Source organism: Futiania mangrovi, from assembly GCF_024158125.1.
GTDB classification, from domain to species: Bacteria; Pseudomonadota; Alphaproteobacteria; order Futianiales; family Futianiaceae; genus Futiania; species Futiania mangrovi.
This window is the reverse complement of sequence record NZ_JAMZFT010000004.1, coordinates 23,816-37,112: the sequence shown is the minus strand read 5'-3', so window position 1 is coordinate 37,112 and position 13,297 is coordinate 23,816. Positions and strand designations below refer to the sequence as shown.

12 protein-coding genes are annotated in these 13,297 nt (G+C 66.9%); 1 reads left to right on the top strand and 11 read right to left on the bottom strand.

Going from position 1 to position 13,297, the window contains the following annotated elements; all coding sequences use genetic code 11:
- Positions 1–8 precede the first annotated feature (8 nt).
- The 9 genes from NJQ99_RS14995 to NJQ99_RS14955 form a co-directional block, all read right to left on the bottom strand.
- Positions 9–1,046, bottom strand: coding sequence for a TRAP transporter substrate-binding protein (locus NJQ99_RS14995; protein ID WP_269333691.1), 1,038 nt, complete (start codon positions 1,044–1,046; stop codon positions 9–11).
- Positions 1,047–1,050: 4 nt separating this feature from the next.
- A complete protein-coding gene (locus NJQ99_RS14990) occupies positions 1,051–1,881 on the bottom strand; it encodes a putative hydro-lyase (RefSeq protein WP_269333690.1) in 831 nt (276 codons plus the stop codon).
- 139 nt (positions 1,882–2,020) lie between these two features.
- A complete protein-coding gene (locus NJQ99_RS14985) occupies positions 2,021–2,902 on the bottom strand; it encodes a LysR family transcriptional regulator (protein ID WP_269333689.1) in 882 nt (293 codons plus the stop codon).
- 90 nt (positions 2,903–2,992) lie between these two features.
- A complete protein-coding gene (locus tag NJQ99_RS14980; RefSeq protein ID WP_269333688.1) occupies positions 2,993–3,784 on the bottom strand; it encodes an ABC transporter ATP-binding protein in 792 nt (263 codons plus the stop codon).
- A 77-nt stretch (positions 3,785–3,861) separates the two neighbouring features.
- On the bottom strand, positions 3,862–5,124 hold the full coding sequence (locus NJQ99_RS14975; protein ID WP_269333687.1) for an ABC transporter substrate-binding protein: 1,263 nt from the start codon (positions 5,122–5,124) through the stop codon (positions 3,862–3,864).
- Positions 5,125–5,159: 35 nt separating this feature from the next.
- Positions 5,160–6,233, bottom strand: coding sequence for a branched-chain amino acid ABC transporter permease (locus NJQ99_RS14970; protein ID WP_269333686.1), 1,074 nt, complete (start codon positions 6,231–6,233; stop codon positions 5,160–5,162).
- On the bottom strand, positions 6,233–7,120 hold the full coding sequence (locus tag NJQ99_RS14965; RefSeq protein WP_269333685.1) for a branched-chain amino acid ABC transporter permease: 888 nt from the start codon (positions 7,118–7,120) through the stop codon (positions 6,233–6,235). The genes NJQ99_RS14970 and NJQ99_RS14965 overlap by 1 nt, the downstream gene beginning before the upstream one ends.
- Positions 7,120–9,072: an AMP-dependent synthetase/ligase gene (locus NJQ99_RS14960; RefSeq protein WP_269333684.1), complete on the bottom strand. Its 1,953-nt coding sequence runs from the start codon at positions 9,070–9,072 to the stop codon at positions 7,120–7,122. The genes NJQ99_RS14965 and NJQ99_RS14960 overlap by 1 nt, the downstream gene beginning before the upstream one ends.
- Positions 9,069–9,893: an ABC transporter ATP-binding protein gene (locus tag NJQ99_RS14955; protein WP_269333683.1), complete on the bottom strand. Its 825-nt coding sequence runs from the start codon at positions 9,891–9,893 to the stop codon at positions 9,069–9,071. Before NJQ99_RS14955 ends, NJQ99_RS14960 begins: the two co-directional genes overlap by 4 nt.
- A 376-nt stretch (positions 9,894–10,269) precedes the next feature.
- Between NJQ99_RS14955 and NJQ99_RS14950 the strand changes: the two genes are divergently transcribed.
- On the top strand, positions 10,270–11,010 hold the full coding sequence (locus tag NJQ99_RS14950) for a TetR/AcrR family transcriptional regulator (RefSeq protein ID WP_269333682.1): 741 nt from the start codon (positions 10,270–10,272) through the stop codon (positions 11,008–11,010).
- Here the strand turns inward: NJQ99_RS14950 and NJQ99_RS14945 are convergent.
- Together NJQ99_RS14945 and NJQ99_RS14940 are read right to left on the bottom strand one after the other, a co-directional pair.
- A complete protein-coding gene (locus NJQ99_RS14945) occupies positions 11,000–11,866 on the bottom strand; it encodes an SDR family oxidoreductase (protein WP_269333681.1) in 867 nt (288 codons plus the stop codon). The two genes, NJQ99_RS14950 and NJQ99_RS14945, sit on opposite strands and share 11 nt — an antisense overlap.
- Positions 11,859–13,079 carry an acyl-CoA dehydrogenase family protein gene (locus NJQ99_RS14940; protein ID WP_269333680.1) on the bottom strand — a complete coding sequence of 407 codons (1,221 nt, stop codon included), beginning with the start codon at positions 13,077–13,079 and terminating at the stop codon, positions 11,859–11,861. Before NJQ99_RS14940 ends, NJQ99_RS14945 begins: the two co-directional genes overlap by 8 nt.
- Positions 13,080–13,297: the final 218 nt, after the last annotated feature.

Genomic DNA, 13,297 nt, shown 5'->3' with positions numbered 1-13,297 from the left:
CCAGATGTTCAGTTGGCGGGGACGCTCACGCCGACAGTCTTGCCGACGGTCTTGTTCCAGCGGGCAGCCCACTCGGCGCCGGCGCGGCCGGCCCAATCGGGAAGCACCACCTGCTCAAGGATGCGGCGCGCTTCGGCGAAGTCGGCGTCGGAAACTTCGACCAGCTTCATGTTGCGGGCATCGCCATAGGGGCAGGTGCCGTTGCCGGTGAGGCAGGCCACGTCATTGACCAGCGCGTTCTGCGCAGAGGCCCAGGCCGGGGTCTCGAAGTCCTCGGCGATACGCTCCCGGATCAGGTTCTGGGTGTCGGCGTCGAGGCCCTTCCAGCTGTCCAGGTTGATCGCGGTCACGACCGGATCCCAGCCGCCCAGCGGCAGGGTCACGAGGTGCGTGGACACTTCCCACCAGCCCGCGTTGTAGCCCGACCCCGCACCCGTCACGGCGCAATCCACGACACCACGCTGCAGCGCCCCGGGAACCTCGGAGAACGCCACGTTCACACCCTCGGCGCCCAGCGCCTCGAGGAACTTCGTGGTCATGCGGCCGGAACCGCGGATCTTCAGGCCCTTGAGGTCCGCCAGCGAGGAGACCTCGTGGTTGCAGAACACGATCTGCGGTGGGTACGGCGCGATCGCGAGCACTTCGGAGTTGAAGCGCGTACGGAAGATGTCGCGCACCATCGGGCGGGCGGCGTTGACCATCGCCAGCGCCTCGTTGGCCGTCAGCGCCACCAGCGGCACGTCGAGGCCTTCCAGTTCCGGCGCATCGGCAACCGCATAGTCGCTCACCGTCATCGCAACATCATAAACGCCGTCGCCCAGCAGACGGAACACGTCCGCCACGCCGAGGCCCATCTGGTTGTGCGTGGTCAGCTGGACGGTGATCTTGCCGCCAGACGCGGCGGGGAGCGTCTCCGACCAGAAGGGCGCCTCGTACTGCTTGTGCAGCGGCAGGCCCGACCAGCTGCCGACAACGGCCAGTTCGGTAGCCGCAGCCGGAGCGGCGATGCTCGCCGCAAGCAGTGAACTCGCAATGATACGCTTCATTGTCCTAGGTCTCCCTGTTTTGAAGCTCGAGGAAATCCTCAACATTGGCCGGCGACGTCTCGTCGCGGGTGGTGATCAGCATGTGTCCGGGCGCATGCGTGATGCAGAAGGGCAGCCGCGCCTGTGTCAGCACGTTCTGCGGCGTGACACCGCAGGCCCAGAACACCGGCACCTCGCCCTCCAGCACTTCGACAGCCTCGCCCCACTGCGGGTGCATGATGTCGGTGATGCCGATCTGCGCCGGATTGCCCTGGTGAACGGGCGCACCGTGCGCATGCGGATACCGCCCGGAAATCGCATCCACGAGGTCGAGATGGTGCGGCGCGATCGGCCGCATCGAGACGACCATGTTCCCCCGGAAGGGGCCGGAACGCTCGCACGCCACCGAGGTCGCGAACATCGGCACGGTCACGTCCCGCTCGATATGGCGCAGAGGCACGCCGGCGGCGATGAGCGCCCGCTCGAACGTGAAGGAGCAACCCAGCGCGAACGCCACAAGATCTTCGCGCCAAAGATCGGAGATGTCCGTCGGCTCCGCCGTCGCCTCGCCATCCCGGTAGACCCGGTAGCGCGGCACGTCGGTGCGCAGATCGATCTGCGTCCCGAAGGCCGAGAAGTGCGGAACGCCGGGCTCGGACATCGCAATGAGGGGGCAGGGCCGCGGATTGCGCAGGCAGAAGTCACGGAAGTCGGCGGCCTGCTCCTTGGGAAGGATTACGAGATTGCACTGCAGGTAGCCATCAGCCAGACCCGCCGTGTGCCGCGTGTAGGCGCCGCTGCGGATCGCGCTGCGGATGTCGTTCAAACCGAGGGAGCGCGCGGTTTCGTAATCCATCGTGACACGTCACCCTCTGCTTTTCCCACCCTGATGGTTGAAGGATTGCCGTGGCTACCCATCACGTCAAATCGTGGTTTTGTGTCATTGGCGATAAGAATTTTCTATATCGGCCTCCGCATCGCATACCTGTGTGTTTTCATTCGAGAATCGCCATGCGCTCGGCCCACTCGTGACCGGTCTGCGCGGCCAGATCGGCCGCCTCCTCGGCCAGGAAGTCGCGCGGCTCGGCGAGGTAGGAGGCCGTGAAGTCGAGCGCGGGCATCGCCCAGCCCGGGTCGAACTCCTCGATCTCGCCCGCCGCGACCAGCTCCCGCGCCAGGGCCTCCGGGAAGGGGCCGACGCCCGTTCCGGCCGCGATCATCTTGAGGCTGGTGGAGAGCGAGGCGCTGGAATAGACCCGCACGCCGGGGCCATAGCGGCGCGACAGTTCGGAGGAGAGTTCCCGGTACGGGCGCGTCTGGCGGGAATAGGAGATCACCGGAACGCGGCGCAGATCGCTCTGCGCGCCGGTCTTGCGGTACCAGCGCAGCGGAAACTTGGGAAGCGCCACGTTCTTCACCTGGTAGTCGGAAACGGGTCCCATCAGGAAGGACAGGTCGAACTGGTGCGACATCAGCCCTTCGCGGAGATTGAGCGAGATGTCGATGGTCAGTTCCAGCGTGACCCCCGGGTAGCGGTCGCTGAACCGCTGCAGGAAGTCCGGCAGCCAGGACTGCGCGATCGTCTCAGAACAGCCGATGCGGAAGGGCCGGTCGATTCCGGCCGGGTTGGCGACCCGGCTAAGGATCTCTTCCCGCACGAATAACATCTGCTCGGCATAGGTCCGCAGCAGCTCTCCGGCGCGGGTCAGGGCAACGCCCCGCGGCGTGCGCTCGAACAGCTTGACGCGCAGGCTGTCTTCCAGGGCGGAGAGCCGGGCCGAGATCGCCGGCTGCGAGAGATTCATCTGCTCGGCCGCACGGCGCATGCCGCCAAGCCGCGCTACCCAGAGAAACGTCAGGAGTTGGTCGAATGTCATGAGACGGGCGCCGCACTCAGCGTGGAGGTTGCTCCCACTGTTGCCGCGCCCGATCGCGGGCGCAAGGCTGCGGCTCCCGGTGCCCTGCCGTCAGGCAAGCCAGCGTTTGCGCCGCCGGTAGTGCTTGACCGCGTGATAGTCGGTCTGCACCCCGCCGCCCAGGTAGGCTTCCTGGATGTCGGGATTGGAGCGCAGAACCTCGGCCGAACCGGACATGACGATGCGGCCCTGCTCCAGCAGATAGGCCGACTGCACCACGTCGAGCGCAGCAAGCGCGTTCTGCTCGACCAGCAGGACCGCGACGCCCTGTTCGGCATTGATGCGCGAAATGATGTCGAAGATCTCGTCGACGAGGAAAGGGGCGAGGCCCAGGCTAGGCTCGTCCAGCAGCAAGAGTTTCGGCTCCGTCATCAGCGCGCGCGCGATGGCGAGCATCTGCTGCTCCCCGCCCGACAGGTAGCCTGCCTTGGCCCTGGATCGTTCCGCAAGACGCGGGAAGAAGGTGAACATCTGGTCGATCAGCCGGGCCACCCGCGCCCGGTCGCGATGCATCGACGTCGCCGCCAGCAGGTTCTCGCCTGGCGTCAGATGCTCGAACACGCGCCGCCCCTCGAGCACGTGGACAATGCCCTTGCGCACCCGGTCGGGCGGGTCGAGGGCGAGGATGTCCGTCCCCTCGAAGGCGATCTGGCCGCGCGTCACGAGGCCGCGTTCCGGAGCCAGAAGCCCGCTGACCGACTTGAGGATCGTGCTCTTGCCCGCGCCGTTCGCGCCCAGCAGCGCCACGAGGCCCTTGTCGGGCACCTCGATGGAGACGCCCTTCACTGCGAGAAAGACGCCGTCGTACACGACCTCGACATTGTTCAGCGTGAGCAGGGCCATGAACGCCTCTCTCCCCGGAACCGGCGGCGACGGTCCGGCCGCCCCACCAGCGGCAGGGCGGCCGGGCGTGCCGCGTCCTACTTGCCGGTTGCCTTAAACTGGGCGGAGTACTTGCGGACCTCCTCCCACACCACGTCCTGGTTCGCCGAGTACCAGTCGGTGGCGGGCACGAACTTCTCGCCGTCCCAGCGCGCGATGCGGGCCTTCCCGCCGCCCTGGTGGTCTTCCGGCGTCACCGTCGTCGGCGGGATGAAGCCGCCGGCGTCGAAGTTGGTGATCGACCGCAGACCGGCGTTCATCCATTCGCCGTTGATCGGGCCGTTCGGGTTCTTCTCGAAGGCCATGCGCACGCCCTCGACCATGAGCGCGGCCAGCATGACACCATAGTTGTAGTAGCTGGTGCCGACCTTCTCCTTCGGTCCGGCGCCCTTTCCAGCGTCCACGACCTCCTTGAGGATGTCCTGGATGATCTGCGGATCGCGGCCGGATGCGCAGGGCTCGACCTTGAGGACGCCCTTGGTGTCGGCCTTGCCGACGACCTCCATGTCGGATTCCGAGATCCAGACGGAAGAGGACACGCGGTCCATCGGCAGGCCGTTGCGGATCGCCTCCGTCAGTGCCACCGTCTGGCCCACGGCCGCACCCCAGAACATCACCCAGTCGGGGCGCGCGCGCCGCACCTGCGGCCAGATCGCCGACTGGTCGTTGCCGGGCGGCGTATAGGGGAAGGCCTGCAGCTTGAAGCCTTCCTTCTCGGCCAGTTTCTCAAGGATTGGCAGCGGCTCCTTGCCGAAGGGCGTGTCGATGTGCACGAAGCAGATCGTCTTGCCCTTCAGGTCGCCGTCCTGCTGGCGGAAGAAGTCGATCAGCAGGCCGGCCTGCGTCCAGTAGTTCGGCGTCAGCGGCAGCACATAGGGGAAGACGGATCCGTCCGCCGCGTCCGAGCGCCCGGAGAAGGCCGTGATGAGATTGATCTTGTCCTCCAGCACGCGCGGCACGAGCGCACGCGCGACCGGCGTCGACAGCGGGTCGATCAGGACGGCGCCCTCGGCCTTGGCCCGCTCATAGGCCTCGATCGCGCGCGGCATGTCGTTACCGTGGTCGGAGACGTCGGCAAGGATCGTGTAGCCGTTGATCCCGCCGCGGCCGTTCACGAGGCTGATGTAATCGCGCTGCCCCTGGCTGTATTCGGACGTCACGAACGTATAGATGCGCGTGAAGTCCTGCGGCATCGCGAAGCGGATCACCTTGTCCTGCGCGAAGGCGCGCGTGACCGGGACCTGCGAGACCAGGGCGGCGAGCGCCGCGCCCTGGAGAACCGTACGACGTGTAACCGACATGATGTTTCCTCCCGATTTGAGTTCTTGTTTCACGCTCAATGCCTGGCATGCCTGAAGGGCCAAACGAGGAAATAGTTGCGCGCGTTGTTGTAGATCTTGGACAGGCCCAGCGGCTCCCACAGCAGGAAGCCGATGATCAGGATGCCGTAGAGAACGAGCGGCAGGTGCGAGCGCAGGTCCATCGAGATCGCCAGCCCCAGCTCGGTTGCCAGGAAGCCGATGACCTGGTTCAGCACGATGGGTGCGAACAGGATGAGCGCCACGCCGAAGAAGGAGCCGAGCACCGAGCCGAGACCGCCCACGATCACCATCGCCACCAGCTGGATCGACAGGTCGAGGTGAAACTGGTCGGGCGAGATCGCGCGGTAATAGCAGACCGCCAGCACCGAACCGACCACGCCCCCGATGAAGGAGCTGACCCAGAACGCCAGCATCTTGAAGCGAAAGGTGCTGACGCCGATGATCGCGGCGGCGTAGTCCTTCTCGCGCACCGCCGCCAGCGCGCGCCCGAAGCTCGTGCGCTTCACGTTCAGCATGAAGAGCGTCACCACCACGCAGACGAACAGCGCCACGTAGTAGGGTGCCACGTCGCCCGTCACCGGAATTCCGAAGAAGGTCACCGGCGGCACCTGCAGCGTCGCCTGCGTGCCCCCGCTGATCGCCGGGAACTGGATGATAACGAAGTCCACGATGTACTGCATGGCGAGCGTCGCCATGGCGAGATAGAGCCCCTTCACCCGGAGCGCGGCGGCTCCGAAGACGATGCCGATACCCGCACTCAGCAGGCCGCCGGCGATCATGGCGATCTCGAAGGGCACGCCCGCCCGCACCAGATGCACGGAACCGTAGGCGCCGATGGCGATGACCGCGCCGTAGCCGAGGTGTATCTGCCCCGCCCCACCCATAAGCAGGTTGAGGCCCAGCGCCGCGGTCGACCAGATCACCCAGGGCACCAGGTAGCTGACGAGGTAGAGCCGGTCGACGAGGAAGGGTGCGGCCAGCAGCAGGACGAACACCGCCGCCACCAGGAAGCGGTCGAGCGGCAGCGGCCAGATCTGGCGCTCGTCCTGGTAGCGGGTGTGGCTGATCCCGGCGCGGCGGTAGAACATCAGACCCTCTCGATGTGTTCGCGGCCGAAGAGCCCGTGCGGGCGCAAAAGCAGCGTGAGCAGGATGATGACGGACGCGACCACGTCGCGCGTGCCGCCGCCGATGATGGGATCGAGGATGCCGGTCGCCAGGCTCTCCGCGAGGCCGACAAGGATGCCCGCGATGATCACGCCGACGATTGAGTCGAGGCCGCCCAGGATCGCGATCGCCAGCGCCTTGATCAGCAGCAGCGACAGCGACCAGTCCACGCCCTGCGTGGAGCCCCACAGCACGCCCGCCGTCGTCGCCATCATGGCGGAGAGGCCCCAGGCGATGGCGATCGCGCGCTCCACCCGGATGCCGACCGACCAGGAGGCCCCCTGATCGTCGGAAACGGCGCGCATCATGATGCCGAGGCGGGAATTGAAGAAGAAGACCGAGGCCAGGATCAGCGCGAAGGAGATCGAGCCTCCGATCAGGATTGCCCGGTTGATGAGAAGATCGCCGACGAAGAGCGGTGCGTTGGGAATCCCGAGGTCCAGCCGTTTCACCGCCGCGCCGAAGATGCCCGGCAGCAGGCCGCGCAGCATGATCTCCAGGCCGAGCGTCAGCATGATGACCATGATGACCGGCTGGCCGATCATGCGGCGCAGCGCCAGCCGTTCCGTCAGGATGCCGGTGGCGAACATCGCCGCCAGCGCCACCGGGATCGACAGCCACATCGGCAGGCCGGCGAGCGTCGCCAGCGCCCACGTGACATAGGCCCCCATCATGGCGAGCGCGCCCTGCGCCAGGTTGGCGATGCCCGACGTCTTGTAGATCAGCACGATACCGGCGGCGACGAGCGCGTACATCAGGCCGATGAAGACGCCGTTGATCGCCAGCTCGAGGAGAAGGATCAGGTCCATCAGCCGCCCACCTCGTGAATCCTGAGTTCCCGGGTCAGCACGCCGGTGGTGCCGTCGTCATAGGTGATCTTCGCCTCGAAGGTGACGCGCTCCGACCCGTCGTAGAGCGCGTCCACGAGCTTTCCGTAATGCTCCTCGATGACGTTGCGGCGCAGCTTGCGGGTGCGCGTGATCTCGCCGTCGTCGGCGTCGAAGTCCTTGTGCAGGTTGACGAAGCGGCGGATTTTCAGCGCCTCCGGCTGGGTCTCGTTGACGTGCCGGATCACGCCCTTGACCAGCTCATAGACCTCCGGCCGCTGCGACAGGTCGGCATAGGAGGTGTAGGAGAGCGAGCGCACCTCCGCCCAATGGCCGGTCGCCTCATCGTCGATGCAGACGATGGCGGTGAGGTCGGCGCGCCCCGCGCCCAGCACGCAGACATTGCGGATGTAGGAGCTGAACTTGATCCGGTTCTCGATGAAGTTCGGGATGTAGCGCTCGCCGTCTTTAGTCTCGACCAGCTCGCTCACGCGGCCGAGCACGACGAGATTGCCGTCGTCTTCCATGTAGCCGGCGTCGCCCGTGCGCAGCCAGCCGTCGCTCAGCGCGTCCGCCGTGGCGTCCGGATTGTCGGCATAACCCCCGAACACCGACTCCGAGCGAATCAGGATCTCGCCGTTCCCGTCGACCTTCACCTCGACGCCGGGCATGGCGCGTCCGACCGTGTGCAGCCTGACGTTGCCCTCGGTCTGGGCGGCCGAGAGCGCGCAGGTTTCGGTCTGGCCATAGAACTGCTTCAGACGGATGCCGAGCGCGCGGAAGAACAGGAAGGTGTCCTCGCCCATCGCCTCGCCGCCGGTGAAGGCACGCTCGGCGCGCGTAAGCCCGAGGAAATCCTTGATGGGTCCATAGATCGTCACGCGACCGAAGGCGTCGATCAGCCGCTCCAGCAGGGAGAGGGATTGCCCCGCAAGCCGCTTGCGCTCCATCGCGATCGCGCGCGGCATGAAGAAGTCGAACAGCCGGCGCTTCAGCGGCGTGGAATCGGCAATGCCCACCTGCACGCGCGTCAGCATATTGTCCCAGGCCCGCGGCGCGGCGAGGTAGAAGGTCGGCGCCACCTCGCGCAGGTCGTGCAGCGCGGTTTCCTGCCGTTCGGGGATGTTGATCGTGGCGCGCAGGAGTACGCCCGCGCCCAGCGAGAAGACGAAATCGCCCACCCAGGCGGTCGGCAGATAGGCGAACAGGATCTCGTTTTCCTTGAAGTATCCGCCCTTGCGCGCGTTCGCGATGCCGCTCACCACATTGCGGTGCGTGAGCGGCACGCCCTTGGGCAGACCGGTGGTTCCCGAGGAGTAGAGAAGCACCGCCGGATCTTCGGGCCGTGCGCGGTTCACCAGGTCGGCAGCGAGGCCCGGCTCCGCCCGCAGGCGCGCGCGGCCACGGGCTGCCACCTCCTCCAGCGCGTGGATGCCCGGCGCCTCATAGGCGCCGAGGCCGCGCTTGTCGTCATAGACGATGATCGAGGGCCGCCCGGTCTGCTCGCGCACCTCAAGCAGCTTGTCGACCTGCTCCTGATCCTCGGCGACCGCGATGTCGGGCGCGCCGTGGCGCATGTAGGCGGAGAACTGCTGCACCGGCACGTCGGAAAAGACCGGCGAGGGATAGGCCCGGAGCGCGTTCGCAGCCAGCATCGCCAGGTAGATCGAGACGCGGTTGTCGCCAACCACAGTTAGCGCCGCGCCGGGCTTCAGGCCCAGCTCCTCGAACCCGGCGGCCAGCGCCAGCACCTCGTCGAGGATCTGCGACCACGTCCACTCCCGCCAGATGCCGTAGTCGCGCTCCCGGAAGCCCGTGCGCTTGCCGGCCTCCGCCGCGTTGCAGGCGACCCCCGCGACAAGCGTCGCAGGACCGCCATCGGAGGTGACGGGCCAGGCGCGGATGAGCGACGTCGCGGACACGGGCGCGTTCATGCCGTCACCCCCGCATGCCGCCGCGCGGCACGTTCGCCGAGATAGGCCTTGACCACCTTGGGGTCGGCGATGGCGCTGCGCGGTTCGCCCTGCGCGATGATCTCGCCATAGCTCAGCACGGCGACGCGGTCACAGATCGCGGTGACGACGTCCATGTGGTGCTCGATCAGCAGGATGGTCACGCCGCGTTCGTCGCGCGCGTCGAGGATGAAGCGCGCGATGTACTCCTTCTCCTCCTGGTTCATGCCGGCCATCGGCTCGTCGAGGATCAGGAAGGACGGCTCGGCGACCAGCGCGCGGGCCAGCTCGACGCGCTTCTGCAGACCCATAGGGATGACGTCCACCGGCTCGTCGCGGATGTCCTGCAACTGCATGAAGTCGATGATTTCCTCGACGATGCGGCGATGGGCAAGTTCCTCGCGCTGCGCCCAGACCCAGTAGAAGAGCGTGGCCAGCGCGCTCGGCTTCATGTGGGTGTGGCGCCCGACGAGGATGTTGTCGAGCACGCTCATGCCCTTGAAGAGAGCGAGGTTCTGGAAGGTGCGCGCGACGCCGCGGCCCGCGATCGCGTGCGGCGCGAGATTGGTCACATCCTCGCCCAGAAGCCGCACATGGCCCGCCTCGGCCGGGTAGAAACCGGTCATGACGTTTACCATCGTGGTCTTGCCCGACCCGTTCGGACCGACGAGGCCGAAGATCTCGCCCTTGAAGACGTCGACGTCGACGCCCTTCAGCGCCTTCAGGCCGCCGAACGACCGCTCTATGCCCCGGCAGGACAGGACAGGTTCGGCCGGCGGGGCGCTTGCGTCAGGCGCGCGCATGGCCGCGACCGCAGACGGCCCGATTGCCGGGCACCGGACGGACTCCAGACGGACGGGAACTGCGCCCACTTGCCACGAAATCTCTCCTCCCATCGGGGGATGCGGCCTTGATAGCCGTCTTCCCGAAGCATTTATTGAATAGTACTCATTTATTTCTGTCAATGCCCGCGCAGACTGTGGAACGTGCAGCATCGCGGCATTTGTACCGCAGCGCAGCATTTCTTGACGCGGGCTGCGGGAGGGCCCAGACTGACCAGCAAATGAACGGGGATCACTTGGTAGGGGATCGAATTCCCCTGCCTTGACGCAGCATGCGCATTCGTGGCGTTTTCCGCCCCTTCGACCCCGCGCCCCAACGGACGAGCGAGTTCCCGCGATGACAAAGCCAGCGGCCCAGGGCAGGCTCAAGCGTCAGATCAACCGCCTGCCGCCGGAAAAGCGCATAGCGGACATCATGGCCGCGGCGCGGGAAGTGTTCACCGAACGCGGCTACAACGACGCGCTGATCTCGGAGATCGCGGAGCGCGCAGGCGTCGTCGAGGGCAGCATCTACCGCTTCTTCGTCAACAAGCGGGACCTTCTGGTGCGCGTCGTGGAGAACTGGTACGAGCAGATGCTCGCCGCCAGCGAAGAGCAGTTCTCTGCGGTCGAGGGAACCAGGAACCGGATCCGCTACATCATTCACGAGCACCTGATGTCGATCCGGCGCGAGCCCGGCCTCAGCCGCCTTGTCCTCCTGCAACTGCGCGCCGACCCCGATTACCGCGCCAGCCGGCTGTTCAAGCTGAACCAGGCCTATACCCAACACATTCTCGACGTGGTGCGCGAGGGCATCGCATCGGGGGAGTTCCGCCCCGACGTCTCGCCCTCGCTGGTCCGCGACATGATCTACGGGGGGATCGAGCACCGGACCTGGGGCTATCTGCGCAACGAGAAGGATTTCGACCTCGCCGCGACGGTCGACGGCATCACCGACATGATCTACCGGGCGCTGGCCGCCGCGCCGGAGGCGGCGCCGGAAGAGGACCGGCTGAGCCGGGCCGCCGCGAGGGTGGAGAAGGCGGCCGACCGGCTCGAACGGCTCGCAACCAACGCACCCGGCGGCCTCAAAGCTTGAAATAGCCGGGCTTCGGCACCGTCCATGTTTCGCCCCAGAGCTGCGCGCCGCCCGCGACGTTCAGCACCTCGCCCGTGACATAGGCGGCGGACGGCCCGCCGAGATAGGCGACCGCCTCCGCGATCTCCCAGACGGTGCCGTTGCGCATCATCGGGTTGGAGGTCGCGTAGGTAGCGACGGCCTCCGGCGAATAGACCCGCCAGCCGGGCGTCTCGATCGCGCCGGGCGCGATGCAGTTCACGCGGATGCCGAGCGGCGCCCATTCGACCGCCAGCGTCCGGCTGAGGCCCACGACACCCGACCGGGCCGCGACCGTGTGCGCGACACCGTAGAGCCCGTGCGTGGTGACCACGACGATGTTCACGATGCTGCCGGGCCTCTCCGCGTCGCGCCAGGCGCGGGCGGCGGCCTGCATGGCATGCCAGGTGCCGTTGAGGTTGGTGTTCACGACCGCGTTCCAGCCCTTCGCCGGAATGTCGATCGCCTCCTTCGGGAACTGGCCGCCGGCGCTGTTGACCAGCATGTCGATGTGGCCCTCCTCCGCGGCGATGCCGTCGAAGAGCGCCTGCACGGCATCGGGCTCGCGGATGTCCACGGCGTGGGCACGCACGGCGAGCCCGCGGGCGCGCATGGCGGCCGCCGCTCCCTCCAGCTTCTCCGGATCGCGGCCCGCCATGACGACGCGCGCGCCCAGCCGCCCGAGCAGCCAGGCGACCGCCCGGCCGATCCCGCCCGCGCCGCCGGTGACGAGCACGGTCTGCCCGGCAAAGGCGTCCGGGGCGTAGATCGTCGGATGGACCGCGAGATCGGCGTCGTCGAGGCCGAAGCTCCGCTCCGCGCCGGGCGTGTCAGCCATTGCGGCGCATGTCCCGCAGAAGCTCGCCCGCGATGATCATCTTGCGCACCTCGGTCGTGCCCGCGCCGATCTCCAGCAGCTTGATGGAACGGTAGAGACGGTTGATCTCCGACTCCCAGATGTAGCCGCTGCCGCCGTGGACCTGCATCGCGCGGTCGAGCACGTCGTGCGTCGCCTGCGCACAGAACATCACCGAGGCCGCGGTCAGCGCGTGGATGTCGCCGCGCCCGCCCTCGCCGATCTCCAGCGCCGCCGCGGCGGCCAGCGTGCGGTAGGTGAAGCCGCGCATGGCCTCTATGGAGACGTACATCTCCGCCAGCATGGATTGCACCATCTGGAAGCTGCCGATGGGCTTGCCGAACTGCTGGCGCGTCTGGGCGTAGTCGACGGACAATTCCAGCGCCCGCTCGGCGATGCCGAGGCAGATCGGAGAGATCATCGCACGCTCGAGGTCGAGGCCGCTCATCACCACGGCGACGCCCTTGTCCACCTCGCCCACGAGGTTCTCCGCCGGCACGACGCAATTGTCGAACAGAAGCTCTGCCGTCTGGCTGCCGCGATAGCCCATCTTGGTCAGCTTCTGCGCGACCTTGAAGCCGGGAAAATCCTTCTCGACGATGAAGGCGGAAATGCCGTGCGCGCCCTTCTCCGGCGAGGTCTTGGCATAGACCAGCAGCACGTCGGCGACGGGCCCGTTGGTGATGTAGATCTTGGACCCGTTGAGCACCCAGGTGTCGCCGTCCCGCCGCGCCGTCGTGCGCATGGAGCCCAGCGCGTCCGACCCCGCGCCCGGTTCGGTCAGGCCCAGCGCGCCGATCGCCTTGCCTGCGCACAGGTCGGGCAGGTACTTGCGCCGCTGCGCCTCGTTCCCGTTCCGGTAGATGTTGTTCACACAGAGATTGTCGTGCGCCACCACCGACAGCGTCAGCGCGTGGTTCCAGCGCGCCATGCCATGCGCGACCAGGCCCTGCGCCACGAGGTCGAGGCCGACGCCGCCATACTCCTCCGGCACCGTGACGCCAAGGAAGCCGGCCGCGCCGATCTTCGGGAACACGTCCTCCGGCCACCACTCCTCCGCATCCATACGCGGCGCGAGGCCGTAAAGCTCCGCCTTCGAGAAGCGGTCCACCTGGTCGAGGATGGCCTGCTGATCGTCCGTCAGGTCGAAATTCGGATCGCGCGGCGCGTTCTGAAGCTGCCCCGGCACACCCATGCCACCCCTCCCTCTCGTCCGCCTGACGCCTGGCAAGCGCGGCCCGCAGGACCATCGCGGCATCGGCTGTTGGTGTTTCCGAAACGCTATAATGAACAGGCTTCATCAGTCAAGCAGAGCGAGGCTGTGGCCATCAGGCGCAGGAGTGCCCCGAAAACGCGCCCGCAAGATCTGAAAATCCTGCAGGACAGAAGCGTGCCTGCCACTTGCTTGCCGTG